The organism is Micromonospora yongxingensis (assembly GCF_052601155.1).
This window is the reverse complement of record NZ_JBQXEO010000012.1, coordinates 179,509-204,503: the sequence shown is the minus strand read 5'-3', so window position 1 is coordinate 204,503 and position 24,995 is coordinate 179,509. Positions and strand designations below refer to the sequence as shown.

18 protein-coding genes and 1 pseudogene are annotated in these 24,995 nt (G+C 72.0%); 15 read left to right on the top strand and 4 right to left on the bottom strand.

Translation table 11 applies throughout. From position 1 onward, the window contains the following. Positions 1–286: 286 nt before the first annotated feature. Positions 287–1,969 (bottom strand): beta-N-acetylhexosaminidase, encoded by a 1,683-nt coding sequence (locus ACTWLT_RS17165; RefSeq protein WP_445319242.1) that lies wholly within the window; start codon positions 1,967–1,969, stop codon positions 287–289. 312 nt (positions 1,970–2,281) lie between these two features. On the opposite strand from ACTWLT_RS17165, the gene ppdK reads away from it, so the two are divergent. The 4 genes from ppdK (at position 2,282) to ACTWLT_RS17145 (ending at position 7,717) form a co-directional block, all read left to right on the top strand. Beyond that, positions 2,282–4,990 carry a pyruvate, phosphate dikinase gene (ppdK, locus tag ACTWLT_RS17160; protein ID WP_445319241.1) on the top strand — a complete coding sequence of 903 codons (2,709 nt, stop codon included), beginning with the start codon at positions 2,282–2,284 and terminating at the stop codon, positions 4,988–4,990. A 203-nt stretch (positions 4,991–5,193) separates the two neighbouring features. Beyond that, entirely contained in the window at positions 5,194–5,547 is a 354-nt protein-coding gene (locus tag ACTWLT_RS17155; RefSeq protein ID WP_445319240.1) for a VOC family protein, read from the top strand. 55 nt (positions 5,548–5,602) lie between these two features. Continuing rightward, entirely contained in the window at positions 5,603–6,871 is a 1,269-nt protein-coding gene (locus ACTWLT_RS17150) for a deoxyguanosinetriphosphate triphosphohydrolase (protein WP_445319239.1), read from the top strand. Positions 6,872–6,886: 15 nt separating this feature from the next. Continuing rightward, positions 6,887–7,717 carry a siderophore-interacting protein gene (locus tag ACTWLT_RS17145; RefSeq protein ID WP_445319238.1) on the top strand — a complete coding sequence of 277 codons (831 nt, stop codon included), beginning with the start codon at positions 6,887–6,889 and terminating at the stop codon, positions 7,715–7,717. A 7-nt stretch (positions 7,718–7,724) separates the two neighbouring features. On the opposite strand, the gene ACTWLT_RS17140 is transcribed toward ACTWLT_RS17145, so the two are convergent. Then, entirely contained in the window at positions 7,725–8,936 is a 1,212-nt protein-coding gene (locus ACTWLT_RS17140) for a low temperature requirement protein A (protein WP_445319237.1), read from the bottom strand. 113 nt (positions 8,937–9,049) lie between these two features. On the opposite strand from ACTWLT_RS17140, the pseudogene dnaG reads away from it, so the two are divergent. Both dnaG and ACTWLT_RS17130 read left to right on the top strand, forming a co-directional pair. Continuing rightward, positions 9,050–10,952, top strand: a pseudogene (gene dnaG / locus ACTWLT_RS17135) (DNA primase). Then, entirely contained in the window at positions 10,953–11,489 is a 537-nt protein-coding gene (locus tag ACTWLT_RS17130) for a hypothetical protein (protein WP_252417892.1), read from the top strand. Positions 11,490–11,517: 28 nt separating this feature from the next. On the opposite strand, the gene ACTWLT_RS17125 is transcribed toward ACTWLT_RS17130, so the two are convergent. Both ACTWLT_RS17125 and ACTWLT_RS17120 read right to left on the bottom strand, forming a co-directional pair. Further along, entirely contained in the window at positions 11,518–12,537 is a 1,020-nt protein-coding gene (locus ACTWLT_RS17125) for a TAXI family TRAP transporter solute-binding subunit (RefSeq protein ID WP_445319236.1), read from the bottom strand. Further along, positions 12,534–14,825, bottom strand: coding sequence for a TRAP transporter permease (locus ACTWLT_RS17120; RefSeq protein ID WP_445319235.1), 2,292 nt, complete (start codon positions 14,823–14,825; stop codon positions 12,534–12,536). The genes ACTWLT_RS17125 and ACTWLT_RS17120 overlap by 4 nt, the downstream gene beginning before the upstream one ends. Positions 14,826–14,969: 144 nt before the next feature. Here ACTWLT_RS17120 and ACTWLT_RS17115 point away from each other — a divergent pair, with 144 nt between their 5' ends. The 9 genes from ACTWLT_RS17115 to ACTWLT_RS17075 all read left to right on the top strand — a co-directional run bounded on the left by ACTWLT_RS17115 (position 14,970) and on the right by ACTWLT_RS17075 (position 24,949). Continuing rightward, complete coding sequence (locus tag ACTWLT_RS17115) at positions 14,970–15,902, top strand: ABC transporter ATP-binding protein (RefSeq protein ID WP_445319234.1); 933 nt, start codon at positions 14,970–14,972, stop codon at positions 15,900–15,902. Between the two features lie 122 nt (positions 15,903–16,024). Then, complete coding sequence (locus tag ACTWLT_RS17110) at positions 16,025–16,567, top strand: hypothetical protein (protein ID WP_445319233.1); 543 nt, start codon at positions 16,025–16,027, stop codon at positions 16,565–16,567. A gap of 274 nt (positions 16,568–16,841) precedes the next feature. After that, positions 16,842–17,642, top strand: a complete 801-nt coding sequence (locus ACTWLT_RS17105; RefSeq protein WP_445319250.1) for an ABC transporter permease — start codon at positions 16,842–16,844, stop codon at positions 17,640–17,642. Between the two features lie 10 nt (positions 17,643–17,652). After that, positions 17,653–18,462, top strand: coding sequence for an ABC transporter permease (locus ACTWLT_RS17100; protein WP_445319232.1), 810 nt, complete (start codon positions 17,653–17,655; stop codon positions 18,460–18,462). Between the two features lie 62 nt (positions 18,463–18,524). Next, complete coding sequence (locus ACTWLT_RS17095; RefSeq protein WP_445319231.1) at positions 18,525–19,550, top strand: YihY/virulence factor BrkB family protein; 1,026 nt, start codon at positions 18,525–18,527, stop codon at positions 19,548–19,550. Positions 19,551–19,811: 261 nt separating this feature from the next. Beyond that, complete coding sequence (locus ACTWLT_RS17090) at positions 19,812–20,990, top strand: ROK family protein (protein ID WP_252417885.1); 1,179 nt, start codon at positions 19,812–19,814, stop codon at positions 20,988–20,990. A 175-nt stretch (positions 20,991–21,165) separates the two neighbouring features. Continuing rightward, positions 21,166–22,677 (top strand): sugar ABC transporter ATP-binding protein, encoded by a 1,512-nt coding sequence (locus tag ACTWLT_RS17085; protein ID WP_445319249.1) that lies wholly within the window; start codon positions 21,166–21,168, stop codon positions 22,675–22,677. Next, positions 22,674–23,801: an ABC transporter permease gene (locus ACTWLT_RS17080; protein ID WP_252417884.1), complete on the top strand. Its 1,128-nt coding sequence runs from the start codon at positions 22,674–22,676 to the stop codon at positions 23,799–23,801. The genes ACTWLT_RS17085 and ACTWLT_RS17080 overlap by 4 nt, the downstream gene beginning before the upstream one ends. Before the next feature lie 95 nt (positions 23,802–23,896). Next, the gene (locus ACTWLT_RS17075) at positions 23,897–24,949 is read left to right on the top strand and encodes a substrate-binding domain-containing protein (protein ID WP_252417883.1); all 1,053 of its coding nucleotides are present in this window, start codon (positions 23,897–23,899) and stop codon (positions 24,947–24,949) included. Positions 24,950–24,995 lie beyond the last annotated feature (46 nt).

Genomic DNA, 24,995 nt, shown 5'->3' with positions numbered 1-24,995 from the left:
GGCACACAGAAACAGGGGGTGTGTGTCGCGCGGGGAAGTTCAGAAAGGGGATCTGCCCGGCGGCTCGGGGGCCTGCTCGGGTGTCCGGGGGATGTAACCGGGGCGGCCGGCCGGGTGTTCCCGGCGGCTGCCCCCGACCGGGCCGGGGGGCCACGGTCGCATGCCGGGTATAACGACCCCGGCCGCCCCCCGATTCCACCGTCGGAGTGCCCCCGGTCACCGTGCAAACCGGTCGATCATGGCGAATTGTCCGGTTATCGCCGGCCTGTGCGAACTCGGCCAGGGCTCAGAGTGTCGCGGCGTCGGCCTGGCCGGGGCGACGCTGCGACGGGATGGTCGGCCAGGGGATCTCGGGTGCGTGGTGGAAGGAGATCCCGGCGGTGGCCCAGCGTGGGCCCTGGCCGGCCAGCCGGTCGCGGAAGCCGTCCCAGTCGTGTGTCGCCCGGGGCGACCAGCCCAGCTCGGCGATGGCGGGCAGCCGGGGCAGCAGCATGAACTCGATCTCGGCCAGCGAGGTGACCGATTCGGTCCAGAGCGGGGCCTCGACGCCGAGGACGGCCTCCTCCGGCACGTCCGTCACATGTGACCCGGGATCCCAGTCGTACGCGCGTCGCACGTCGATCAGGCCGGCCCAGTCCTGCCCGATCGGGGTGTCCGGCGCGTACTTCATGTCCAGGTAGGCGTGGTTGCCGGGGGAGACGATCAGCCGGGCGCCTCGGCGTACCGCCTCGGCCGTGGTCGGGTCCTCGCCGTTCGTGCCCCACCACTGGAGCACCCGCCCGTCGACGTGCGCGGCGGGGGCGAGCTGGTGCCAGCCGACGACCGTCCTGCCCGTGTCGGCGACGATCCGCTGCACCCGCTCGACGAAATCGGTGTACACCTCGCCCTTGACCTTGAATGCCTCGTCACCGCCGATGTGCAGCCACGGGCCGGGGGTGAGTGCGGCCACCTCACCCAGCACGTCGGCGACGAAGTCGTACGTCCGCTCGTCGGCCGGGTCGACGTAGCTGAAGCCGACCTCGGTGCCGGTGTACGGCACGGGCGCGACCTTGTCCGGCGCGAGCTGCGGGTAGGCGACCAGCGCGGCGTGGGTGTGGCCGGGCAGGTCGATCTCCGGGACCACCGTGATGTGCCGGGCGGCGGCGTACTCGACGATCCTGCGGTAGTCGGCCTTGGTGTAGTGCCCGCCGGGCCCTTCGCCGACCTCGGTCGCGCCGCCGACGGTGGCCAGCCGTGGCCACGAGTCGACGGCGATCCGCCAGCCCTGGTCGTCGGTGAGGTGCAGGTGCAGGTGGTTGAGCTTGTAGCGGGCCAGGTGGTCGACGACCCGCAGCACGTCCTCGACGGCGAAGAAGTGTCGCGCCACGTCGAGCATCGCGCCCCGGTACGGGAACCGGGGCCGGTCGGCTATCACGCCGCCGGGCAGGACCCAGCGCTCGGCGACCGGAACCGGACTCTCGATCGCCGGGGGCAGCAGCTGACGCAGGGTCTGCGCGCCGTGGAAGAGGCCGGTGGCGGTGAACGCGGTGATGCTGACCCCGGCCCGGGTCACGACGAGCCGGTACCCCTCGGTGCCCAGGCCCTCGTCGTCGGTCAGCGCCAGCGCGATGCCGCCCGCCGGTGTCGGCCGGGCGGCGTCGGTCACCGGCAGCGGGTATCCGGTGGCCGGTCGCAGCAGCTCGGCGAGCTGGTCGGCGACCGCCTGCGCGGCGGGGTCTGCGCTGGCCACGATGACCGCGTCGGCCGGGAGCAGCCAGTCCTCGGCCGGGTCCGGCACGACCCGCTGCGGAGCGGGCACCACGTCCGCCAGACGAGCCGGGGCCGGCGGGGTGAGCAGCTCGGCGGCGGCCAGTTCGGCCGTCCGGGCCAGCGTGGCGGCGTCCGGTTCGTGGGCCGACAGGGGGATCGGGCCGGTGGATCCCGCGGCGTCGGGGGAGACGGCGGGTCCGGGGGAGGGGATGGTCGGCACGGCGGCAGCTCCGGGGGGTGTATTCGCGTCGGTTATGGCAAAAGCGAGGTTCACGACCGCGTTGCCGTCAAGGGTACGGCGACAGGTCGGGATGCGTGATCGTGCGCGTGGAAGCGTTCCCAAAAACCGGTACGAACGCGGATAGTCGTGATGGCTGTGCCTATTGTCACCGAACGGTCCCAGGCCACCCGATGTTCGCTTAACCTTCGCCCACCGAGCGACGTCGACCCCGGGATTACCGGTGGTCCGTCCCGGGGTATGAGGAAACTGAACCTTCGTTAAGTGTCAATCCGGCGCGCGTGGGAGGCTCTGGTGGCAGCGCAAGAGACCGTCGATCACAAGTACGTCTACGACTTCTCCGAGGGCAACAAGGACCTCAAGGACCTGCTCGGCGGCAAGGGCGCGAACCTCGCCGAGATGACCAACCTCGGACTGCCGGTGCCCCCCGGCTTCACCATCACCACCGAGGCATGCAAGGCGTACCTCGCGACCGGCCGGGAGCCCGACGGGCTCGCCGGTCAGATCGAGGCGCACCTGGAGTCGCTGGAGCGCGCGATGGGCAAGCGTCTCGGCGACCCGCAGGACCCCCTGCTGGTCTCCGTGCGTTCCGGCGCCAAGTTCTCCATGCCGGGCATGATGGAGACCGTCCTCAACGTCGGCCTCAACGACCAGAGCGTGGTCGGCCTCTCCGCCCAGGCGGGCGGTAACGACCGATTCGCCTGGGACTCCTACCGCCGACTCATCCAGATGTTCGGCAAGACCGTCTGCGAGGTGCCGGGCGAGGAGTTCGAGCACGCCCTCGACGACATCAAGCGGGCCAAGGGCACCCACAACGACCTGGACCTGGACGCCGACGACCTGCGGGGGCTGGTCGACGCGTACAAGAAGATCTTCGTCAAGCACACCGGTCGGGAGTTCCCGCAGCAGCCGCGCGAACAGCTCGACCTGGCCATCCGGGCGGTCTTCGAGTCGTGGAACGCCGAGCGCGCGGTGCTCTACCGTCGCCAGGAGCGCATCCCGGCCGACCTCGGCACCGCGGTCAACGTGGTGACCATGGTCTTCGGCAACCTCGGCCCGGACTCCGGCACCGGCGTCGCGTTCACCCGCGACCCCGCGAGCGGAGCGCAGGGCATCTACGGCGACTACCTGGCCAACGCCCAGGGCGAGGACGTCGTCGCCGGCATCCGCAACACCGTCCCGCTGCAGGAGCTGGAGCAGCTCGACAAGTCCTCCTACGACGAGCTGCTCGGCATCATGGCCCGGCTGGAGGAGCACTACAAGGATCTCTGCGACATCGAGTTCACCATCGAACGCGGCAAGCTCTGGATGTTGCAGACGCGGGTCGGTAAGCGCACCGCCGCCGCCGCGTTCGTCATCGCCGGGCAGCTCGTCGACGAGGGTCTCATCGACCTGGACGAGGCGCTGCACCGTGTCAACGGCGCCCAGCTCGCCCAGCTGATGTTCCCCCGCTTCCAGCTCGACCACGACTTCCAGCCGGTCGCCAAGGGCATCGGCGCCTCACCCGGCGCGGCGTCGGGCAAGGTGGTCTTCACCTCCGCCCGGGCCGTCGAGCTGGCCGCCGAGGGCGAGTCGGTGATCCTGGTACGCCGGGAGACCAACCCGGACGACCTGAACGGCATGATCGCCGCCCAGGGCATCCTCACCTCGCGTGGCGGTAAGACCAGCCACGCCGCCGTGGTGGCCCGGGGGATGGGCAAGACCTGCGTCTCCGGCGCCGACGAGATCGACGTGAACGTGCCGGCGAAGCGGTTCACCGTGGCCGGGCAGACCGTGACCGAGGGCGACGTCGTCTCCATCGACGGCACCACCGGCAAGGTCTACCTGGGCGAGGTGCCGGTCATGCCGTCGGAGGTGGTGCAGTACTTCGAGGGCAGTCTCGACCCCGCGCACATCGACAACGCGCTGGTCCGGGCCGTACACCGGATCATGACGCACGCCGACGGCAAGCGGCGGCTCGCGGTCCGCACGAACGCCGACACCGGCGCGGACGCCGCCCGCGCGCGGCGCTTCGGCGCCGAGGGCATCGGCCTCTGCCGCACCGAACACATGTTCCTCGGCGACCGGCGCGAGCTGGTCGAGCGCCTCATCCTGGCCCGGGCCGAGGGTGAGCGCGAGGCGGCGCTGGCGGCGCTGCTGCCGTTGCAGCGGGCCGACTTCGAGGAGATCTTCCGCGAGATGGACGGCCTGCCGGTGACCGTCCGGCTGATCGACCCGCCGCTGCACGAGTTCCTGCCGCCGCTGGAGCAGCTCGCGGTCAACGTGGCGGTCGCGCAGGAGCGCGGCGAGGACGTGGCCAAGGAGGAGGCGCTGCTCGCCGCCGTCCGGCGGATGCACGAGGAGAACCCGATGCTCGGGCTGCGGGGCGTACGCCTCGGCCTGGTCATCCCCGGCCTGTTCGCCATGCAGGTCCGCGCCATCGCCGAGGCGGCCGTGACCTGCGCCCGCGGGGGCCGGGTGGCCAAGCCGGAGATCATGGTGCCGTTGGTCGGCGCCGTGCAGGAGCTGGAGACGGTCCGCGCCGAGGCCGAGAAGATCATCGCCGAGGTGGTCGGCGACAGCGGGGTCGAGGTGCTGATCGGCACCATGATCGAAGTGCCCCGGGCGGCGCTGACCGCCGGGCAGATCGCCGAGGCCGCCGAGTTCTTCTCCTTCGGCACCAACGACCTCACCCAGATGGGCTGGGGCTTCTCCCGGGACGACGTCGAGGGCGCGTTCTTCTGGCGCTACCTGGAGCTGGGCATCTTCGGCATCTCGCCGTTCGAGTCGATCGACCGCGACGGTGTCGGCCGGCTGGTGCGGATCGCCGCCGAGGAGGGCCGGGCGGCCCGGCCCGGGCTGAAGCTCGGTGTCTGCGGTGAGCACGGCGGCGACCCCGACTCGGTGCACTTCTTCCACGAGGTCGGCCTGGACTACGTCTCCTGCTCGCCGTTCCGCGTGCCGGTCGCCCGGCTGGAGGCCGGCCGGGCGGTCGTGGAGACCGGCGGGTCGGACAGCCGCTGACGAACCGGCGTACGCCGGCGGTGGGCTCCGGCCCGCCGCCGGCGCCGTAACCCTCGGCGATCGGCTGGCAACTGCCGGCCAATCGGCGGTTGTGCACCCCTGGGCGAGGCGTCGCGGGCAGGCCGGGTGACTCCGGCGGGCGTAATCTTGGCTCGCTCGCACACCGCCGATTGCGCACGCCGTCGAGGGGGAAGGGTGACTGCATGACCAGCGTCTGGGAGAGCCTGACCGTCGACGCCCGCGATCCGGGCCGACTGGCCCGCTGGTGGGCCGAGGCGCTCGGCTATCAGATCATCACCGAGAAGCTCGACGAGGTGGAGATCCGCCAAGCCCCCGACCGGCTCCCCGGCCTGGTCTTCGTGCCGGTGGCCGAGGGCAAGGAGCGCAAGAACCGGCTGCACCTCGACCTGCGCCCCGCCGACCAGGAGGCCGAGGTCGAACGGCTGGTCGACATGGGCGCCCGGCACGTCGACATCGGCCAGGGTGACGTGGAGTGGACGGTGCTGGCCGACCCGGAGGGCAACGAGTTCTGCGTGCTCCGCGAGCGCAAGGGGTGAGCCCGGCTCGCGAGCCCCGCGGCCGTGGCAGCGGCGGGGCTGGGCCGGTGACCGGTTGACCCCACCGCCGTCCGTCGCGGCGGACGCCCGGCTGGTCGAGGAGCCGCCCAAGGACACCGGCCACCGGCGGTCACCGTACGAGCGCGACCGCGCCCGGGTGCTGCACTCCGCGGCGTTCCGCCGGCTGGCCACCAAGACCCAGGTGCACACCGCCGGCACCGACGACTTCCTGCGCACCCGGCTGACCCACTCGCTGGAGGTCGCCCAGATCGCCCGGGAGATGGGTGCCCGGCTGGGCTGCGACCCGGACGTGGTGGACGTCGCCGGGCTCGCCCACGACCTCGGGCACCCGCCGTTCGGGCACAACGGCGAGGCGGCGCTGGACCTGCTCGCCACGCCCTGCGGCGGCTTCGAGGGCAACGCGCAGACGCTGCGGGTGCTGACCCGCCTCGAGGCGAAGGTGCTCGCCCCGGACGGCTCGTCCGCCGGGCTCAACCTGACCCGAGCCTCGCTCGACGCGATCGGCAAGTACCCCTGGCAGCGCCGTCCCGGGCAGCGCAAGTTCGGGGTGTACGCCGACGACGCGGCCGTCTTCGACTGGATCCGGGCCGGCGCGCCCGGCGATCGGCGCTGCCTGGAGGCCCAGGTGATGGACTGGGCCGACGACGTCGCGTACTCGGTGCACGACGTCGAGGACGGCATCCACGGCGGGTACGTCACGCTGCGCCCGCTGCTCGACGACGCCGACGAGCGGGCGGCCCTCTGCGCCGACGTGGCCGCCGCCTACTCCGGCGAGTCTCCGGACGACCTGGGGGAGGTGCTGGTCGAGGTGCTGGCCGACCCGCTGCTCGCCCCACTCGTCGGGTACGACGGCAGCCACCGTGCCCAGGCCGCGCTGAAGGCCACCACGAGCGGGTTGACCGGCCGGTTCGTCTCGGCGGCGGTGGCCGCCACCGAGGAGCGGTTCGGCGCCGGCCCGCATCGTCGCTACGGGGCCGACCTGGTGGTGCCGCGCCGGGTTCGGGCGCAGTGCGCCCTGCTCAAGGGCATCGCGCTGCGCTACGTGATGCGTCGCTCCGGCTTCCGGGGCCGCTACGAGCGGCAGAGGGTGATGCTGGCCGAGCTGGTGGCCGCGCTGGTCCGGCGGGCGCCCGACGGGCTCGATCCGGTCTTCGCCCCGCTCTGGCGGGCGGCCCCGGACGACGCCGCCCGGCTGCGGGTGGTGATCGACCAGGTCGCCTCGCTCACCGACCCGGCGGCGGTGACCTGGCACACCCGCCTGGTCGGTGGCGGTGCACCGCCGGTCGCCGACGGCGCAGATTAGGCTAGCCTAAGTGACATGACGGAACGCCCCAGGAACGTCACCTCGGTCCGGGTGCTGCGCACCGAGCGGCCCACCCCGCACCTCATCCGGCTCGTCCTCGGTGGGGAGGAGCTGGCCGACCTGCCGGTGGGCGAGTTCACCGACCACTACATCAAGCTGGTCTTCCCGCAGCCCGGCGTGGTCTACCCGCAGCCGCTGGACCTCGCCGCGATCCGGCGGGACCTGCCCCGGGAGCAGTGGCCCCGGCTGCGCGCGTACACCGTGCGACGGTGGGACCCGCTGGCCGAGGAGTTGACCGTCGACGTGGTGCACCACGGCGACGAGGGGCTGGCCGGTCCGTGGGCCGCCGCGCTGCGCCCGGGCGACCCGGTGCACTTCGTCGGCCCCGGCGGGGCGTACGCCCCGAGCCCGGACGCCGACTGGCACCTACTCGTCGGCGACGAGAGCGCGCTGCCGGCGATCGGGGCGGCCCTGGAGCGGCTGCCGCTGGGCGCTCCGGCCCACGTCTTCGTGGAGATCTCCGACCCGGCCGAGGAGCAGAAGCTGCTGAGCCCCGGCGCGGTCCAGCTCACCTGGCTGCACCGTGGTGAGCGTCCGGTGGGCGCCGCGCTGGTGGCGGCGGTGCGGGAGCTGGAGTTCCCACCGGGGCAGGTGCACGCCTTCGTCCACGGCGAGGCGACCTTCGTCCGGGACCTGCGCCGGCTGCTGCGCGCCGAGCGGGGCGTACCCGCCCAACAGCTCTCCATCTCCGGCTACTGGCGGCGCGGCATGGACGACGAGGGCTGGCGCTCCACCAAGGCCGACTGGAATCGGCAGGTGGCGGCCGAGGAGCCCGCGGCCGCCTGAGCACGGTTCAGCGCTCGTCGCGCTGCCGGTCCCATTCTTTCCTGACCGCGGCGAGCCGCCGGTTGAGCAGCACGGCGTACCCGACGATCGCCGCGGCGACCAGGAACAACAGCAGCCGCGCCTCGCCCACCGTCGCGCCGATGAGGCTGACCGAGATCACCCCGTAGGCGGTGATCGCCAGCCGGGCCGCGCCCGGCCGGGCGGCGAGTGCGTACAGGCCCAGCCCGCAGAGCACCCAGACCACCACCGAGGCGGCCAGCAGCAGCCGCAGCTCCAGCGGCAGCCGGTTCGCGCCGGCGTCGACCAGCCGGACCGCCTGCCCGAGCGACCAGCCGAGCAGCAGCAGCGCGCCGCCGAGCGGGATGTGCAGATAGGTGTACGCCTGCCCGGCACGGAGGCGGCTCGTCACGAGGTTGGTGGTGACGAAGGTGGTGTAGACCCACCAGACGGCCGCCGGCACCACGAAGGCCAACCCGGCGGTGAGGATCATGTGCGGCCGGGGGTGGTCGGGCACCGCGAAGAGCAGGTTGGCCAGCGCGCTGCCCAGCACGATGATGGTGAACTGCCCGACCCGTTCCGGCAGGTGCCGGCTGTCCACCGGCCACTGTTCGAGCCGACGTCGGCCGATCCACGGCGTGGCCAGCTCGATGGTCATCGCGACGATCCACAGCGCCGGGCGCAGCGCGGTCGGCACGGTCAGCGAGACCAACCAGATCAGCCAGCCCAGCCCGAAGCCGACCAGGTAGACCGAGGTCACCGTACGCGCCCTCGGGCTGGTCGGCCGGGCCCGCAGGTAGAGCAGGAGCAGCACGCCCCGCACGATCAGGTACCCGATCGGGAGCAACGGGCTCTCCGGCACCTCGTCGACACCGAGCGTCATGGCACCGGCGCCGACCAGAGCGATCAGCACCAGCAGCCGGTGCGGCAGGTCGTCCGGGTCGAACCGGGTGTCGTAGTAGACCTGCCCCATCCACGCCCACTGGATCACCAGGAACAGCCCGATCACGGCCAGTATGGCCGACGGTGACGGGGTCGGCTCGGTGCCCAGCCGGGCCGCCACCGCCGCCAGGGCGTACACGAAGATGACGTCCAGGAAGAGTTCCAACCAGGTGGCGTGGCGGTGCCCGGCCTCGTCCTCCAGCGGTGCCGGCCCGCGCACACCCAGCCGACCGGCCAGCCATCCCGGCAGGCTGGCGCCCACGGTCCGTACCCTCCGCATCTGGTCATGGTCCCCGCGCGGCCCCGGCTCCCGGGTGGGAACCGGCGAGCCGGCAGCGGCGGTCGCCACACGCGCGTGCCCCGGCCGGCGTGCCGTCGGTCCCGCAGGGCAGGATGTACGGCGAGGGGGTGGCGCATGGCTGGGCGGATCCGGGACGAGGACATCGCACTGGTCCGGGAACGCACCTCGATCGGGGACGTGATCTCCGAGACGGTCACCCTGAAGTCCGCCGGAGGCGGCAACCTCAAGGGTCTGTGCCCGTTCCACGACGAGAAGAGCCCGTCGTTCAACGTCTCTCCGGCCCGCAACGTCTGGTACTGCTTCGGCTGCGGGGCGGGCGGCGACGCGATCAAGTTCCTGATGGACGCCGAGCACCTCAGTTTCGTCGAGTCCGTCGAGCGGCTGGCCGGCCGTGCCGGCATCCAGCTGCGCTACATCGAGGACGACAGGGGCACCCCGCGCCCGCGCCCGCAGCAGGGCCAGCGGCAGCGCCTGGTCGCCGCGCACGCCGCCGCGGTCGAGTTCTACCGCGCGCAGCTCAGCACCGCCGGTGCCCGCCCGGCCCGGGAGTTCCTCGCCCGGCGTGGCTTCGACCGGGCCGCCGCCGAGCGCTACGGCTGCGGCTTCGCGCCGGAGGGCTGGGACCTGCTCACCAAGCACCTGCGCCAGCAGGGCTTCACCCACCAGGAGCTGGTCACCGCCGGGTTGTCCCGGGAGTCCCGTTCCGGTTCCCTGATCGACCGGTTCCGCCGCCGGCTGCTCTGGCCGATCCGTGACCTCGCCGGCGACGTGATCGGGTTCGGCGCGCGCAAGCTCTTCGACGACGACGACGGCCCGAAGTACCTGAACACCCCCGAGACGCCGATCTACAAGAAGTCGCACGTGCTCTACGGCATCGACCAGGCCAAGCGGGAGATCGCCAAGCAGGGCCGGGCCGTGATCGTCGAGGGTTACACCGACGTGATGGCCTGCCACCTCGCCGGGGTGACCACGGCGGTGGCGACCTGCGGCACCGCCTTCGCCGCGGACCACATCTCCGTTCTGCGTCGGCTCCTGTTCGACAGCGACGAGGTGGCCGGCGAGATCATCTTCACGTTCGACGGTGATGCCGCCGGCCAGAAGGCCGCACTGCGCGCCTTCGAAGATGATCAGCGCTTCGTCGGGCGCACGTTCATCGCGGTCAGCCCGGACAACATGGACCCGTGCGATCTGCGGCTGGCCAAGGGCGACCTGGCGGTGCGTGACCTCGTCGCCCGCCGCGAACCGCTGGTCGATTTCGCGCTGCGCCACGTGATCAGCCGCTTCGACCTGGACACCGTCGACGGCCGGGTCGAGGCGATGCGCCACGCCGCGCCGCTGGTCTCGCGACTGAAGGACCGGGAGAAGCGCCCCGAGTACGTCCGCAAGCTCGCCATGGACCTCGGGATGGAGATCGAGCCGGTGCAGCGGGCGGTGCTCGCCGCCGCCAACACCCCGCCGTCCGGCACCCGCGACGCCGCACCCGCCGCCCGGCCCGCGCCGGCCCGCCCCGAACCCGCGGTGGACAGCCCGCAGTCGATGGTCGAGCGGGAGTCGTTGAAGCTCGCCCTGCAACAGCCGGTGCTGGCGGGGCCGATGTTCGACGCCGTCGAGGCCACGGAGTACCGACACCCGGTGCACGTCGCGGTCCGCGCGGCCATCGCGGCGGCCGGTGGGGCCGCCTCGGCGACCGGTGGCGCCGTCTGGATCGAGTCGGTCCGCGACGCCTGCGACGACCTGGCGTCGGCGGCGCTGGTCGGCGAGTTGGCGGTGGAGCCGCTGCGGATCGACGGCGAGCCGGACCCGCGCTACGTGTCGATCACCATGGCGCGGGTGCAGTTCGGGTCGGTGACGGCCCGGGTCCGGGACCTCAAGTCACGGATCCAGCGGATCAACCCGGTCAACAACAAGGACGAGTACTTCGCCGCCTTCGGCGAGCTGCTGTCACTGGAGCAGCACGCCCGGGCGCTGCGCGAGCAGGCCGCGGGAGGCCTCTAGATGGGACTGTTCAGCCGCAAGCCGAAGCTCCCCCCGGCCGATCGGCCGCCGCTCGCACCCGACGAGCGGGTGCTGGCCTGGGCGGCGGTGGGCAACGGCGAGGGCGACGGGGTGGTGGTCGCCAGCAACCTCGGGTTGTGGCTGCCCGGCCGGGGGCACCGGCTCGGCTGGCACGACATCCTCAAGGCTGTCTGGTCCGGCCGTGAGCTGACCGTCACGCCCGCCGAGACCCTCGTCGAGCGCGACGGCTACACGGTGGTCGCCGACTGCCCGACCGAGACGTACCTGCTGCTCGACCCGGGCGAGCTGCCGCACCAGGTGCGCGCCCGGGTGACCCGCTCGGTTGCGCACACCGAACACCACCCGGTGCCCGGCGGCGGGGCCCGGGTCGCGGCCCGGCGCGCGCCCGGGGTGGACGGTCTGACCTGGACGGTCCGTCTCGACCCCGGCACCCCGCCGGACGGGGAGGACCTGCTCGCCGAGACCGACCGCCTGGTCAGCGCGGCCCGAGCCGCCACCGCACCCGTCGACGGATAGCCCGACGAGCGGCCCACCGCCGCCCCGGTCACCTGGCGCCGAGATCCTCCAGCGCCTTGGCGGCACCGCGGTGCAGCGGAACCGGCTCGGTCTTCCGGGCCGTCTCCAGGGAGATGCCCCGGGCCGCCGGGTTCGCCTGGGCGAGGGCGTCCCGCTTGTCGAAGACCGTCCGGGTGATCGCACAGGCCACGTTGGCGTCCAGGTCCTTGCGGACCAGCAGCACGTTCGGCACGACGATCGTCGGCGTGTCCGTCGCCGTCCGGTACGCGTCCCGGCCGATCGTCCCGGCCTGGTACGCGGGGCTCAACTCGTTCATCTTCGGCAGCAGGGGCGCGATGTCGACGAACCTCACGGTGTCGCCGGCGGTGGTGAACAGGTCGGTCAGGCCCCCGGTGGGCAGCCCGCCGGACCAGAAGAAGCCGTCGACGCTGCCGTCCTTGATCCCCTCGACCGTCTTGGTCAGATCCAGCCGCTGCGCCCGGATGTCCTTGGCCGGGTCGAGGCCGGCGGCCTCCAGCAGCCGGTTGGCGATCACCTCGGTGCCGGACTTCGGCGAACCGGTGGAGATCCGCTTGCCCCGCATGTCGGCCACCGACGTGATCCCGGAGTCGTTGCGGACGACGACCTGGGTGTAGTTGTCGTAGATACGCGCGAGTGCCTCGACCGGCTGCGGCGCCGTGAAGCTGCCCTTGCCCTGCACCGCGTTGACCGCCGTGTCGAAGAGCGAGAACGCCACGTCGTACTGGCCGCCCACCAGCTGCTCGACGTTCTGCACCGAGGCGCCGGTCTCCGCCGCGGTGCCGGTGAGCTTGCCACCGGTCGCACCGGACAGTTGCCCGGCGAGGGCGTTGCCGACCCCGAAGTAGACGCCGGTCGCGTTGCCGGTGGCGATGCCGACCCGGGTCTCCCGGGTCACCTCGCAGGTGACCTCGCTGGCCGCGTCGTCCTTGGCCGCGCCGCCCTGCTGACCCCCGCAACCGGCGGCGCCGACCGCGACGAGGGCGACCACGCCCAGGCTCGCCACGAGCCGTACATCGATGCGTCTCACAGTGTCTCCTCCCGGAGGTTCGCTGGTGATCCGGCTGACCGCCCGCCGGTCCGGCCGGCGGATCCACGTCGTACGAGCACCCCCGCCACCGCCAGGACGGCCAACGCGGCGCCGACCGTGACCGGTACGGGTTCGAGCCAGAGCAGGGTGACGCCGGCGAGCGCGCCGAGCACGCGCTCCGGGGCACCCGCGGGACCGACGCCGGGCAGCCAGCCACCGGCGGCGACGGCGAGCACCGCCACGCTGAGCGCGGTGACCAGGCCCGCGAAGACGATCCGCCCCGGGCCGCCGATGCCGAGCAGGCCGAGCCCGGCCGGCGTGATCACGAAGGCGATCGGTGTCAGGTAGGCCGGCAGCGCGTAGCGCAGCGTCTGCCACATGGTCGGCACCAGCCGACCGCCGGTGACCGCCGCGGCGGCCACCGCCGCGAGCGCGGTCGGTGGGGACACCTCGGACAGGACCGCGAAGTAGAAGACGAACATCGCGGCGGCCGGCTGGGTCACGCCCAGGTCCAGCAGCGCCGGCCCGACGATCACCCAACCGATCACGAACGACGCGGTGACCGGCACGGCCAGGCCCAGCAGCGTGAGAGCCACGGCCGCGAGCAGCGCCGTGAGCACCAGCACGAGGGTCGGGTCCGAGGTGGCCGCCTCCGCCCCACCGACCAGCAGCGCCGCCGCCTGCGGCCCGAGGCCCGTCTTCGTCGTGGTCGCCGTGATGATGCCGGCGGCGGCGCAGACGGCGGTCACCGCCAGCACGCCGCGTACGCCGGTGACCAGGGCGGCCACCAGCCGGGCGGGGGTGAGCCGGTGTGTGCGGTCCAGGAAGGAGAGCGCGACCGCCAGGATGGTGGCGAAGACGACCGCTCGCGTCGCGGAAACGCCGACGGCGAGGAGCGCGATGATGGCGATCAGTGACGCGAAGTGGTAGCCGAACCGGCCCAGCAGGCGCCACGGCGAGGCGACGTCGATCACTACCGGGCGTACGCCGGAGCGCCGGGCGTCGATCTCCACCGCGAGCAGGATGCCGAGGTAGTAGAGCACCGTCGGCACGGTGGCCCAGCCGAGCACCTGCAGGTACGAGACGCCCAGGTACTCGGCGATGATGAACGCCGCCGCACCCAGCGTGGGTGGGGAGAGGATCGCGCCCACCCCGGCCGCGGCCAGCATGCCGCCGGCCCGTTCCGGCGGATAGCCGGCGCGGCGCAGCAGAGGCCAGGTGACCGCACCGATGCTCACGGTCGTCGCGGCCCCGGACCCGGACACGGTGCCGAGCAGGAAGCCGGAGGCCACCGCCGTCCGGCCGGCGGCGGTGCGGGAGCGGCGGAACGCCGCGGCCGACAGGTCGACGAAGAACCGTCCCGCCCCGGAGAGCTCCAGCACCGCGCCGTAGATGGTGAACAGCACGATGTACGAGGCGGCCACGTCCAGCGGGGTGCCGTAGAAGCCGCTGTCGGAGTTGTAGAACGCGTCGACCAACTGGCCGAAGTCGAGCCCGGAGTGGGCGACCGGCCACGACTGCGGCAGCAGGCCACCGTAGTAGCCGTAGCCGAGGAACAGCAGACAGACCGTGGGCAGGATCCATCCGGTGGTCCGCCGGCACGCCTCCAGCAGCAGAAGCAGCAGCAGGGTGCCCATCAGCAGATCCAGCGGCACGAGCAGACCCTGGCGGTCGAGGAACGCGTTGTAGCCGCCACCACCCGTACCGATGGCGACCGGCAGCACGGGGTAGAGGCAGCCGACCACCGCCAGGGCGACCAGTGCCCAGTCCACGATGGTGGGTCCCGTCCGGACCGGATCCGGCAGGCTCGGGTCGAGCGACTGACCGGCGCGGCCCCGCCGGCCCCGCAGCCAGGACCGCAACCGCAGGTCGGCCGGGTAGGCCAGAAAGACCAGCGGCAGTACGCCCGCCAGAAAGATGATCAGGTAATACTTGCTGCCCTGCGCCAGCGGGCGGAACACCTGCCAGAGGGCCAGGGCGCTGACCGCCAGCGCCGCCGCCGTGAGGAGCAGGCTGGCCGGCCCGGACAACACGCGGCCCGGCTTCTCGTCCTCGAACTGGGCGGCCAGATCCCGGGTCGCCCGTTCGGCGGCGGTGCGGGTGTCGCCGTCGTCGATCCGCGCGGCCTGGTCGGCGCCGCCGGCCCGCTCCGCGACGGTGTCCTCGGCCACGGCCGGCGCGGACTGCCGTGGTGGTGCGCCGCCGCTGCCCGCAGTGGGCTGACCGGCGGGGGAGTTGGCTGGTCGGGCGGGTGGCGGCGAACCGTCGGGCGAACGGATGGGCGACACGAGGGGACGATACACGTCGATCGACCAGCGAGTGGGGCATCGACGGGCGTTTCGTCGCGGCGGGATCGGGTGTCGGCCACGCCGCGCGGGCCGTCGCGGGAATTTGCCTGGAGGGCTGTCGGACCTGGCCGCTAGGGTCGGGCGGTGACTTCGGGGCGACCACTGATTCAGGCTCGTGGGCTGGTGAAGCGGTTCGGCGACTTCACCGCCGTGGACGGCATCGACGTCGAGGTGCGCTCGGGCGAGGCGTTCGGCTTCCTCGGGCCCAACGGTGCCGGCAAGTCCTCCACCATGCGGATGGTCGGCTGCATCTCTCCGCCGAGCGGGGGTGAGCTGCGCATCCTCGACCTGGACCCGGTCCGCGACGGGCCGGCCATCCGGGCGCGGCTCGGCGTCTGCCCACAGTTGGACAATCTCGACCCGGAGCTGACGGTCCGGGAAAACTTGACCGTCTACGCCCGCTACTTCGGCATCTCGCGCCGCACCGCCCGGGAGCGGGCCGCCGAGCTGCTCGACTTCGTCCAGCTCACCCAGCGGGCCGACAGCAAGGTCGAGCCACTGTCCGGTGGGATGAAGCGCCGGCTGACCATCGCCCGCGCGCTGGTCAACGAGCCGGAGATCGTGCTGCTCGACGAGCCGACCACCGGGCTCGACCCGCAGGCCCGGCACCTGGTGTGGGAGCGGCTGTTCCGGCTCAAGCAGCAGGGCGTCACCCTGGTGCTGACCACGCACTACATGGACGAGGCCGAGCAGCTGTGCGACCGCCTGGTGGTGATGGACGGCGGGCGGATCGTCGCCGAGGGCTCGCCCCGGGCGCTGATCGAGCGGCACTCCACCCGCGAGGTCGTCGAGCTGCGCTTCGCCGCCGAGTCGCAGGAGCCGTTCGCCGGCAAGCTCGACGGGCTGGGGGAGCGGGTCGAGGTGCTGCCCGACCGCATCCTCCTGTACGTCGCCGACGGCGACGCGGCGGTCGCCGAGGTCGCCAAGCTGGGGCTCAATCCGGCCAACGTGCTGGTGCGGCGCAGCGGCCTGGAGGACGTCTTCCTGCACCTGACCGGCCGCACCCTGGTCGACTGACCGCGCTGACCGGGTCGGTGACGCGGCGCGTCGGCCGGGGGTGCGCCGCCGGGCTGATCTTGCGTAGCATCGGCGGCCCGGTCGGCATGTCCGCTCGACCGCGGGTCGACCACGGGGGTTTCATGTCCGACGTCCGGACGACAAGCCGGCATCAGGCCGGGCTGACCGCCCTGTACCTGGGCATCTTCGCCACGGTGTGGTTCAGCGTCCCGGCGGCCGAGCAGCCGTTGCGCGCCCTGCTCGTGGTGGGCAGCCTCGCCGCCCTGCTCACCGCCGTGGCGGGTGGCGTGCTGGCCGCTCACACCCGGGGTGCCGGCGGCGCTGTGCGGGACCGGGCGACCGACCGGCGGTACCTGCTCATCGTCGTCGCCGAGTTCGCCGCAGCCGGGTTGGGTGCCGCCGTGCTGGCCGCCGCCGGCTGGTCCGGGTACATCCCGGTGCTGGTCTGCGCGGTGGTCGGGCTGCACTTCTTCCCACTCGCGCCGCTGCTGCGGGACCCGCTGCTCCGGCCGCTCGGCGTCGCATTGTGCGTGGTGGCGGCGGTGGGGCTCGGCGTCGCGCTCGCCTCGGCGGTGTCCGCCGGCCTGGTGGTCGGCACCGGCGCGGGGCTGCTGCTGCTCGGCTACGCCGTACAGGCGCTGGTTCGCACCCACCGTTCGGGCTGACGCACGCCCCGACTGGCAGCGCCCGGAACGGCGTCCTTGGGGCGGAGCTGCTGCTGCGAGCCTGATACCTCTGAGTCATAAAAATGCCCAGGAGGTATCACGGTCAACGCCGCGCCCGCCTCCGCCCGCGCGCTCGATCCCGGGTGGCGGGGCCGGAGGAAACCGGGGGACAGGTCGGTGGCGGTCGCCGTAGGGTGACCGGCGGCCTGTCGTACCCCGGGGGTAGGAAGGTCGACGTGGCTGGCACGGTGTGGCGGGGGTGGTCGGGGTGAGCGTGGCGGGATCGGCGCGGGAGCAGGGCCGCCCGGCGTTGCCACGGGTGCCGGCGCTCGCCGTGTTCAACTACTTCCTGGTGGGTTACCGACGCACCTGGCGGGCCGGGGTGTTCTCCTCGTTCCTGCTGCCGGTGCTGACCGTGCTCGGCTTCGGGCTCGGCGTCGGCGCGTACATCGACCAGGGCGTCGGCGGGGTGCGCTACCTCGACTGGCTGGTCCCCGGGCTGATCGCCTCGACCGCCCTCCAGGTGGCCATCGGCGACTCGACCTGGCCGGTGTTCAGCAACTTCCAGTGGATCAAGACGTATTTCGCGCAGAGCGCGGCGCCGCTGCGGGTCGCCGACATCCTGGCGGGGCACCTGGCCTTCGTGATGTTCCGGGTGCTCGGCACGATCGCCGCGTTCCTGCTGGTCACCGGGTTGTTCGGGGCTCTGCGCTCACCGTGGGCGCTGGCCACCCTGCCGGTGGTGACGCTGCTCGGGCTGGCTGTCGCCGCGCCGACCTTCGCGTACGCGGCGTCGGTGTCCAGCGACAGTTGGCTGGCGATGCTGTTCCGGTTCGCGGTCATCCCGATGACGCTGTTCGCCGGGGTGTTCTTCCCGGTCGAGTCGCTGCCCGACGCGCTGCGCTGGCTGGCCTACGCGACGCCGCTCTGGCACGCCGTCGACGTCTGCCGGGCGGCGACGCTCGGCGTCGCCCCACAGTGGTCGATCGTGGGGCACCTGCTCTACCTGGCGGCCTGGGCTCTCGCGGGCTGGCTGCTGGCGTTGCGCGCGTTCCGTCGCAGGCTCGTCGTCTAGGGAGGATGTCGTGGTCACGCTGATCCTGCCTCGACTGGTCGACGTCTCCGCCGCGTCCCGGCGGTCGGCGTCGGTGGTCGAGCGCAACGTCGCGGCGCTGAAGTCCGTCTACTGGCTGCTGCTGCTCTCCGGGTTCGTGGAGCCGCTGCTCTACCTGTTCTCCATCGGGGTGGGCGTCGGCACGCTGGTCGGCGACCTGCCGCTGCCCGACGGGCGGCTGGTGTCGTACGCCGCGTTCGTGGCCCCGGCGATGCTCGCCTCCTCGGCGATGACCGGCGCGCTCGCGGAGACCACTTTCAACTTCTTCGGCAAGATGAAGTACATGAAGCTGTACGACGGGGTGATCGCCACCCCGGTACGGCCGTTCGAGATCGCCCTCGGCGAGCTGGGCTGGGCGATGCTGCGCGGCAGCGCCTACTCGGCGGCGTTCCTCGGGGTGATGATCGCGCTGGACCTGACCACCGTCACCCGGGCGCTGACGGCCCTCCCGGCCGCCGTGCTGGTCGGCTTCGCGTTCGGCGCGCTCGGCATGGCGCTCTCCACCTTCATGCGCAGTTGGCAGGACTTCGACCTGATGGGCTCGGCCCAGTTCACGCTCTTCCTCTTCTCCGGCACGTTCGTGCCGGCGCAGGCCTATCCGACCCTGCTGCACTGGCTGGTCGAGGTCACCCCGCTCTACCGGTCGGTGCACCTGATCCGCGGTGTCGCGCTGGGTGTCGACGGTTGGTCGTGGCTGCTCGACGTCCTCTACCTGCTGGCGATGATGGCCCTCGGCCTGCTGGTCGCCTCCCGCCGGATGGGCAGGTTGCTCTACCGGTAGGGGTTACCCGCCGCCCTCCTCGGGGCATGTCGGAGGTGACACCACGACGATGAGGAGGGGCGATGGCCTCCGAGCAGTCTTCCGTTGGCAGCGGGCGTGACCGTGACTCGGCCCGTGGCCCCGTCGGCCCGGACGAGGGGCCGGACAGCCCCGCCGACCTGCCCGGCAGTGGCTGGAAGGCGGCTCTGCGCCGGACGGTCGCCGAATTCCAGGACGACAGCCTGACCGACTGGGCGGCGGCACTGACCTACTACGGGGTGCTGTCCATCTTCCCCGGGCTGCTGGTTCTGATCTCCCTCCTCGGCCTGCTCGGCTCCGGCGCCACCGAGGGCGTCAAGGACACCGTCAGCCAGGCGGTGCCGGAGGGCAACATCCAGAAGATCATCACTGACGCGATCAACCAGGCGGATCAGAACGGCGGGCTGGCCAGCATCGCGGCGATCATCGGTCTGCTGGCCGCGTTCTGGTCGGCCTCCGGGTACATCGCGGCGTTCATGCGCGCCTCGAACACCATCTACGACGTGCCGGAGGGGCGGCCGATCTGGAAGACGCTGCCGATCCGGGTGGGCGTGACCGCGGTGATCGGCGTGCTGCTGCTGGTCTGCGCCGTCATCGTGGTCTTCACCGGTCGTCTCGCCGAGATCGTCGGTGACGCGATCGGGGTGGGCGGCACGGCGGTCACGGTCTGGAACATCGCCAAGTGGCCGGTGCTGCTGCTCCTGGTCAGCCTGATGTTCGCGATCCTCTACTGGGCGTCGCCGAACGCGCGGCACGGCGGGTTCCGCTGGGTCAGCCCGGGCGGTGTGCTGGCCGTGGTGATCTGGCTGGTGATCTCCGGCCTGTTCGCCTTCTACGTGAGCAACTTCGGCTCGTACAACAAGACCTACGGGGCTCTGGCCGGGGTGATCATCTTCCTGGTCTGGCTGTGGCTGAGCAACATCGCGATCCTGCTGGGTGCCGAGTTCGACGCCGAGCTGGAGCGCAGCCGGGCCATCTCGGCCGGCCACCCGGTGGACGACGAGCCGTACGTCGAGCTGCGCGACGACCGCAAGCTCAGGAAGAAGCGGAACTCCGCCGGCCCCCGCTGACCTGCGGTCCGTGACCGCCCCGCCACCGGAGAACGGGTGGCGGGGCGGTTGCCTGTCCGGTGGTCGCACGGCTCGCGAGCGAACGTGGGCATCGCGTGATCCTTTTCTTGATCGACTAGTAGCTTTTGTTCTTTCGGACAAAAGTTGGGATCAGAACGGTTGAAGCTCTGGACAGGCGGTACGGAACGCTCCTACTGTGTCGGACACAACACATCGGCATTGCGTCGATGTGAACGAGTCCGGTGAAGAGGTGAGTCCCCGGTGCGGACCGTCGACCCCCTGCACGTCCGGCTGTTGCGGTTGCTCCGCGACGAGGGGGCCGTGTCCCGGGCCGAGCTGGGTGACCGGCTCCAGATGCCGCGCCCGCGCCTTCTGGCCGAGTTGGACCGGCTGGTCGCGTTGGGCTACGTCGCAGAGGCGGGGCTCGCCGCGTCCCGGGGCGGACGCCGCTCCACGTTGGTCGAGCTGAACCCGAAGCTACGGTTCGCGGCCGTCGACCTGGGCGCCAGCTCGATGGACGTCGAGGTGGTCAACGGCCGACTCGAACCGGTGGCCCACTACGCCGAAGCCGCCGACATCCGCAACGGGCCGAAGGTGACCCTGCAGCGGGTCAACGAGCTGCTGCACAAGGCCCGGGTCGACGGCGCGTACGAGCGGCTGGACGCGGTGGGCATCGGGGTGCCCGGGCCGGTCAGCTTCCGCGACGGCGTTCCGGTCTCGCCGCCGATCATGCCCGGCTGGGACAGGTTCCCGGTGCGCGAGCTGCTCAGCCGGGAGCACGGCTGCCCGGCGGTGGTCGACAACGACGTCAACATCATGGCGATCGGCGAGCGCCACGGAGGCGTCGCCCACTCGGTGGACGACTTCCTCTTCGTGAAGATCGGCACCGGAATAGGGTGCGGCATCTACCTCACCGGCGAGGTCTACCGGGGCACCGACGGCTGCGCCGGGGACATCGGCCACATCCAGGTCGACTCGCACGGTCCGATGTGCTCCTGCGGCAACGTCGGCTGCCTGGAGGCGCTGTTCAGTGGTGCCGCGTTGGCCAAGGACGCCATCGCCGCCGCCCGCAGCGGGGCGTCGCCGGCGCTGGCCGAGCGGTTGGCCCTGCGCGGCGCGGTGACCGCGCTGGACGTCGCCGAGGGCGCCGTCGAGGGGGACGTGTCCTGCATCCAGCTGATCCGCGACGGCGGACGGCGCGTCGGCGGGGTGCTCGCCGGCCTGGTCAGCTTCACCAACCCGTCGATGATCGTGATCGGCGGCGGGCTCGCCCAGCTCGGGCACATCCTGCTCGCCGAGATCCGCAGCGTGGTCTACCGCCGGTCGCTGCCGCTGGCCACCGGCAACCTGCCCGTCGTGCTGTCCGAGCTGGGCGGCCGTGCCGGCGTCGCCGGTGCGGCCGTGCTCGCCAGCGACGTCGCCTTCGGGGAGGCCTCATGACCCCGCAACCGCGAGCAGAGACGCCGTCCGCGATCCCGCAGTCGCCAACCGAAGAACCGTCGTGAGCGAGGAGGAGACTGTGGCCCAGCCCGAGGAGATCGCCGCCACCGGTCCGGCGGACGCCGGCACGCAGGCGCCGTTGGTCGAGGCTCCCGCCGACACCGTCGCTGGCGAGGTGGTCCTGCGCCTCACCGATCTGGTCAAGACCTTCCCCGGGGTACGCGCCCTCGACGGCGTTCAGCTGGAGGTGCGCGCCGGCGAGGTGCACTGCCTGCTCGGGCAGAACGGCGCGGGCAAGTCCACCCTGATCAAGGTACTGGCCGGCGTCCACCAGCCGGATTCCGGGCAGGTCGAGTGGCGGGGCGAGCCGATCACGTTCGCCAACCCGCAGGCCGCCATGCGCGCCGGCATCGCCACCATCTACCAGGAACTGGACCTGGTCGACGACCTGTCGGTGGGGGAGAACGCCTTCCTCGGTCACGAGCCGCGCCGGCTGGGCTTCGTCCGGCGTGGGCACATGGCCCGGCGGACCCGGCAGATCCTCGGCCGGCTCGGCCACGGCGAGATCCCACCGGGCCGGATGGTCCGGGCGCTGCCGGCGGCGGGCAAGCAGATCGTCAGCATGGCCCGTGCCCTGTCGCACGAGGCACGACTGATCATCATGGACGAGCCGAGCGCCGTGCTGGCACACGACGAGGTGGGCAACCTGTTCCGGATCATCCGGGAGCTGACCGCCCAGGGCATCGCCGTCATCTACATCTCCCACCGGCTGGAGGAGATCCGCGAGATCGGCGACCGGGTCACCGTCCTCAAGGACGGCCGGACGACGGCGGCGAACCTGCCGGCCCGGGACACTCCCACCCGCGACCTGGTCAGCCGGATGACCGGCCGGAGCATCGAGTACGTCTTCCCGGAGCGCCCGGCGGCCGGCCCGGCCGGTGCGGAGCTGCTCCAGGTCGACGGGCTGACCCGGTCGGGCGAGTTCGCCGACGTGTCACTCGACGTCCGGGCCGGCGAGATCGTCGGCATCGCCGGGCTGGTCGGCTCCGGCCGCTCCGAGCTGCTGGAGACCATCTACGGCGCGCGGCCGGCCGAGGCCGGCACGGTCCGGATGGCCGGTAAGGCGCTGCGGGCCGGCAGCGTGGGCGCGGCGGTCCGGGCCGGGATGGGCATGGCGCCCGAGGAGCGCAAGAGCCAGGCGCTGCTGCTCGGCGAACCGATCTACCGCAACGTCACGCTGGCGACCTTCGGCCGGTACGCCCGGTTCGGCTTCACCAACGCCGGCGCCGAGGAGGCCGAGGCGGACCGGATCGCCGAGAGCCTGGAGCTGCGGCCCCGCGACGTCCGCCGGCCGGTACGCACCCTCTCCGGCGGTAACCAGCAGAAGGTGGTGGTCGGGCGCTGGCTGCTCGGCGACACCAAGCTGCTGTTGCTGGACGAGCCGACCCGGGGCGTGGACATCGGCGCCCGGGCCGAGCTGTACCAGGTCATCCGCGGGCTGGCCGCCCGCGGTGTCGGGGTGCTGCTGGTCTCCAGCGAGGTGCCCGAGGTGCTCGGCCTGGCCGACCGGGTGCTGGTGATGCGGGAGGGGCGGGTCATCCGCGAGGCCCCCGCCGGCGAACTCGACGAGAACACCGTGCTCGACCTCGTGATGGCGGGGTCCCTGATGGAAGGCGCACCGGCATGAGCGACGCGACTCCCACTCCCACCGCGACACCGGAGCGCCCGCAGTTGCCGGCGCAGTCCCCGCCGGTGGACCCGGCCGAGACGGCGGTGGCCGGCGACAAGGCGGCCTCCACCGGAAAGCTGTCCTGGTGGCGGGGTGACGGCGGCGAGGGCGCCAAGCGCAACCTCGGTCTGATCGGGGTGCTCGCCGCACTCATCGCGGTGGGTGCGATCACCAAGCCCGATCTCTACGGCGACCCCACCTGGGTCTGGAACAACGTCCTGGCCATCCTGCAGCTCGCCTCCGTCGTCGGCGTGGTCACCGTGGGCATGACCTTCGTGATCATCGGCGGCGGGATCGACCTGTCGGTCGGAGCGATCGTCGCGTTGGCGGGCGTCTGGTGCACCACGGTGGCCACCCAGAGCTACGGCGCCGGCGGCATGATCTTCGCGGCGATCGCGGTCGGCATCTGCGTCGGCCTGGTCAACGGGGTGCTCATCTCGTACGGGCGACTGGTGCCGTTCATCGCGACGCTGGCGATGCTGGTGGCCGCGCGTGGCCTGGCGGCGCAGATCTCCAACAAGCAGACCCAGGTGTCGACCAGCACGGTCATCAACGACATCGCGGCGCGCAAGGTGCTGGGGATTCCGATCCTCGTCTACATCCTCGGCGCGGTGGTCCTGGCCGGGTGGGTCCTGCTCAACCGGACGACCTTCGGTCGGCGGACCATCGCCGTCGGCGGTAACCCGGAGGCCGCGCGGCTGGCCGGCATCAACGTCCGCCGGCACACCATGCTGCTGTACGCGCTCTCCGGTCTCTGCTGCGGTATCGCCGCCATCATGCTGACCTCCCAGGCCACCTCGGCGCAGGCGGCGATGGCCAACCTCTACGAGCTGGACGCGATCGCCGCGGCGATCATCGGCGGCACTCTGCTCAGCGGCGGCCGGGGCACGATCGTCGGCTCACTGCTCGGCGTGATCATCTTCGCCACGATCACCAACCTCTTCGCCATCAACGGCCTCTCCATCGAGGCGCAGAACATGGTCAAGGGCGGCATTATCGTCGCCGCCGTCCTGGTCCAGCAGTTCCAGTTCAAGTCCTTCACTCGGCTCCTCGCGCGGAACAGGCTCACCACCACACCCTGATGCACCGCACGTTGTTCCTGGCGACGTCGAGACATTCGACAGTGGCCGGACCTCGCACACCCTCACCAACTGAAACCCGCTCCCAGGAGGTCGTCATGACCCAGCACAGTCGCGACGTGTCGCGCCGTCGGTTGCTGTTCGGCGGTGCCGCCGTCGGTGCCGCCACCCTGCTCACCGCCTGCACCAGCAACGAGACCCCGGCGGCCAGCACCCAGACCAAGGCCGCCGGAGACGGCGCCGGCAACAACGCTCCCGGCAAGAAGGTGGTCATCGGCTTCTCCGCCCCCGCCGCCGACCACGGCTGGATGGGCGCGATCCACGCCAACGCCAAGGCGCAGGCGGCCGCCTACTCCGACGTGGAGTTCAAGGAGGTCGACGGTGGGTCGAACTCCGAGGCCCAGCGCTCGACTCTCGGCACCCTGATCGCCCAGAAGCCGGACATCATCGTCGTGCTGCCGCACGACGGCAAGGAGGTCAACGCCGTTGCCCTCCAGGCGATGCAGGCGGGCATCCCGATCGTGAACCTCGACCGGGCCTTCCCCGACGCGCTGGCCTCGCGGCTGGTCATCAAGGGCGACAACTACGGCATGGGCGTCTCGGCCGGGCACTTCATCGGTAAGCAGCTCAAGGACAAGGGTGTCAGCAACCCGGTGATCGGTGAGATCGCCGGTCTGGAGATCCCGCTGACCGTCGAGCGCAGCGCCGGCTTCGCGGCGGCCCTGGCGACGTACGGGTTCAAGGTGAGCAACCGCCGCTCGGCCGAGTTCACCTCCGACAGCGGCCAGCGCGAGGCGGCCCAGCTGCTCCAGGCGCTGCCCAAGATCGACGCTATCTGGAACCACGACGACGACCAGGGCATCGGCGTGCTCGCCGCCATCAACCAGGCTGGCCGCAAGGAGTTCTTCATGGTCGGCGGCGCGGGCGCGAAGGTCGCGATCGACGCCATCAAGGCCGACAACACGGTGCTCAAGGCGACGGTCACCTACAACCCGTCGATGGCCTCGTCGGCGATCTCACTCGCCCGGCTCATCGCGCAGGGCCGGGGCCTGGGCGACCTCACGGAGCTGCAGGTGCCCAAGGAAGTGACCCTCGCCTCCGAGACGATCACCAAGGAGAACGCGAGCAGCTACGAGAAGCTCGGGTTCTGACACACGGGGGGAGACCCACCTTGTCCACGACAGACAAAGAACTGCG

Bases quoted from the DNA above. Each gene is read 5' to 3' on its own strand.
- ACTWLT_RS17155 (WP_445319240.1), top strand. From the start codon at position 5,194: ATGACCAGCGTCTGGGAGAGCCTGACCGTCGACGCCCGCGATCCGGGC.
- ACTWLT_RS17145 (WP_445319238.1), top strand. From the start codon at position 6,887: ATGACGGAACGCCCCAGGAACGTCACCTCGGTCCGGGTGCTGCGCACC.
- ACTWLT_RS17140 (WP_445319237.1), bottom strand. From the start codon at position 8,936: ATGCGGAGGGTACGGACCGTGGGCGCCAGCCTGCCGGGATGGCTGGCC.
- ACTWLT_RS17130 (WP_252417892.1), top strand. From the start codon at position 10,953: ATGGGACTGTTCAGCCGCAAGCCGAAGCTCCCCCCGGCCGATCGGCCG.
- ACTWLT_RS17110 (WP_445319233.1), top strand. From the start codon at position 16,025: ATGTCCGACGTCCGGACGACAAGCCGGCATCAGGCCGGGCTGACCGCC.
- ACTWLT_RS17095 (WP_445319231.1), top strand. From the start codon at position 18,525: ATGGCCTCCGAGCAGTCTTCCGTTGGCAGCGGGCGTGACCGTGACTCG.
- ACTWLT_RS17080 (WP_252417884.1), top strand. From the start codon at position 22,674: ATGAGCGACGCGACTCCCACTCCCACCGCGACACCGGAGCGCCCGCAG.
- ACTWLT_RS17075 (WP_252417883.1), top strand. From the start codon at position 23,897: ATGACCCAGCACAGTCGCGACGTGTCGCGCCGTCGGTTGCTGTTCGGC.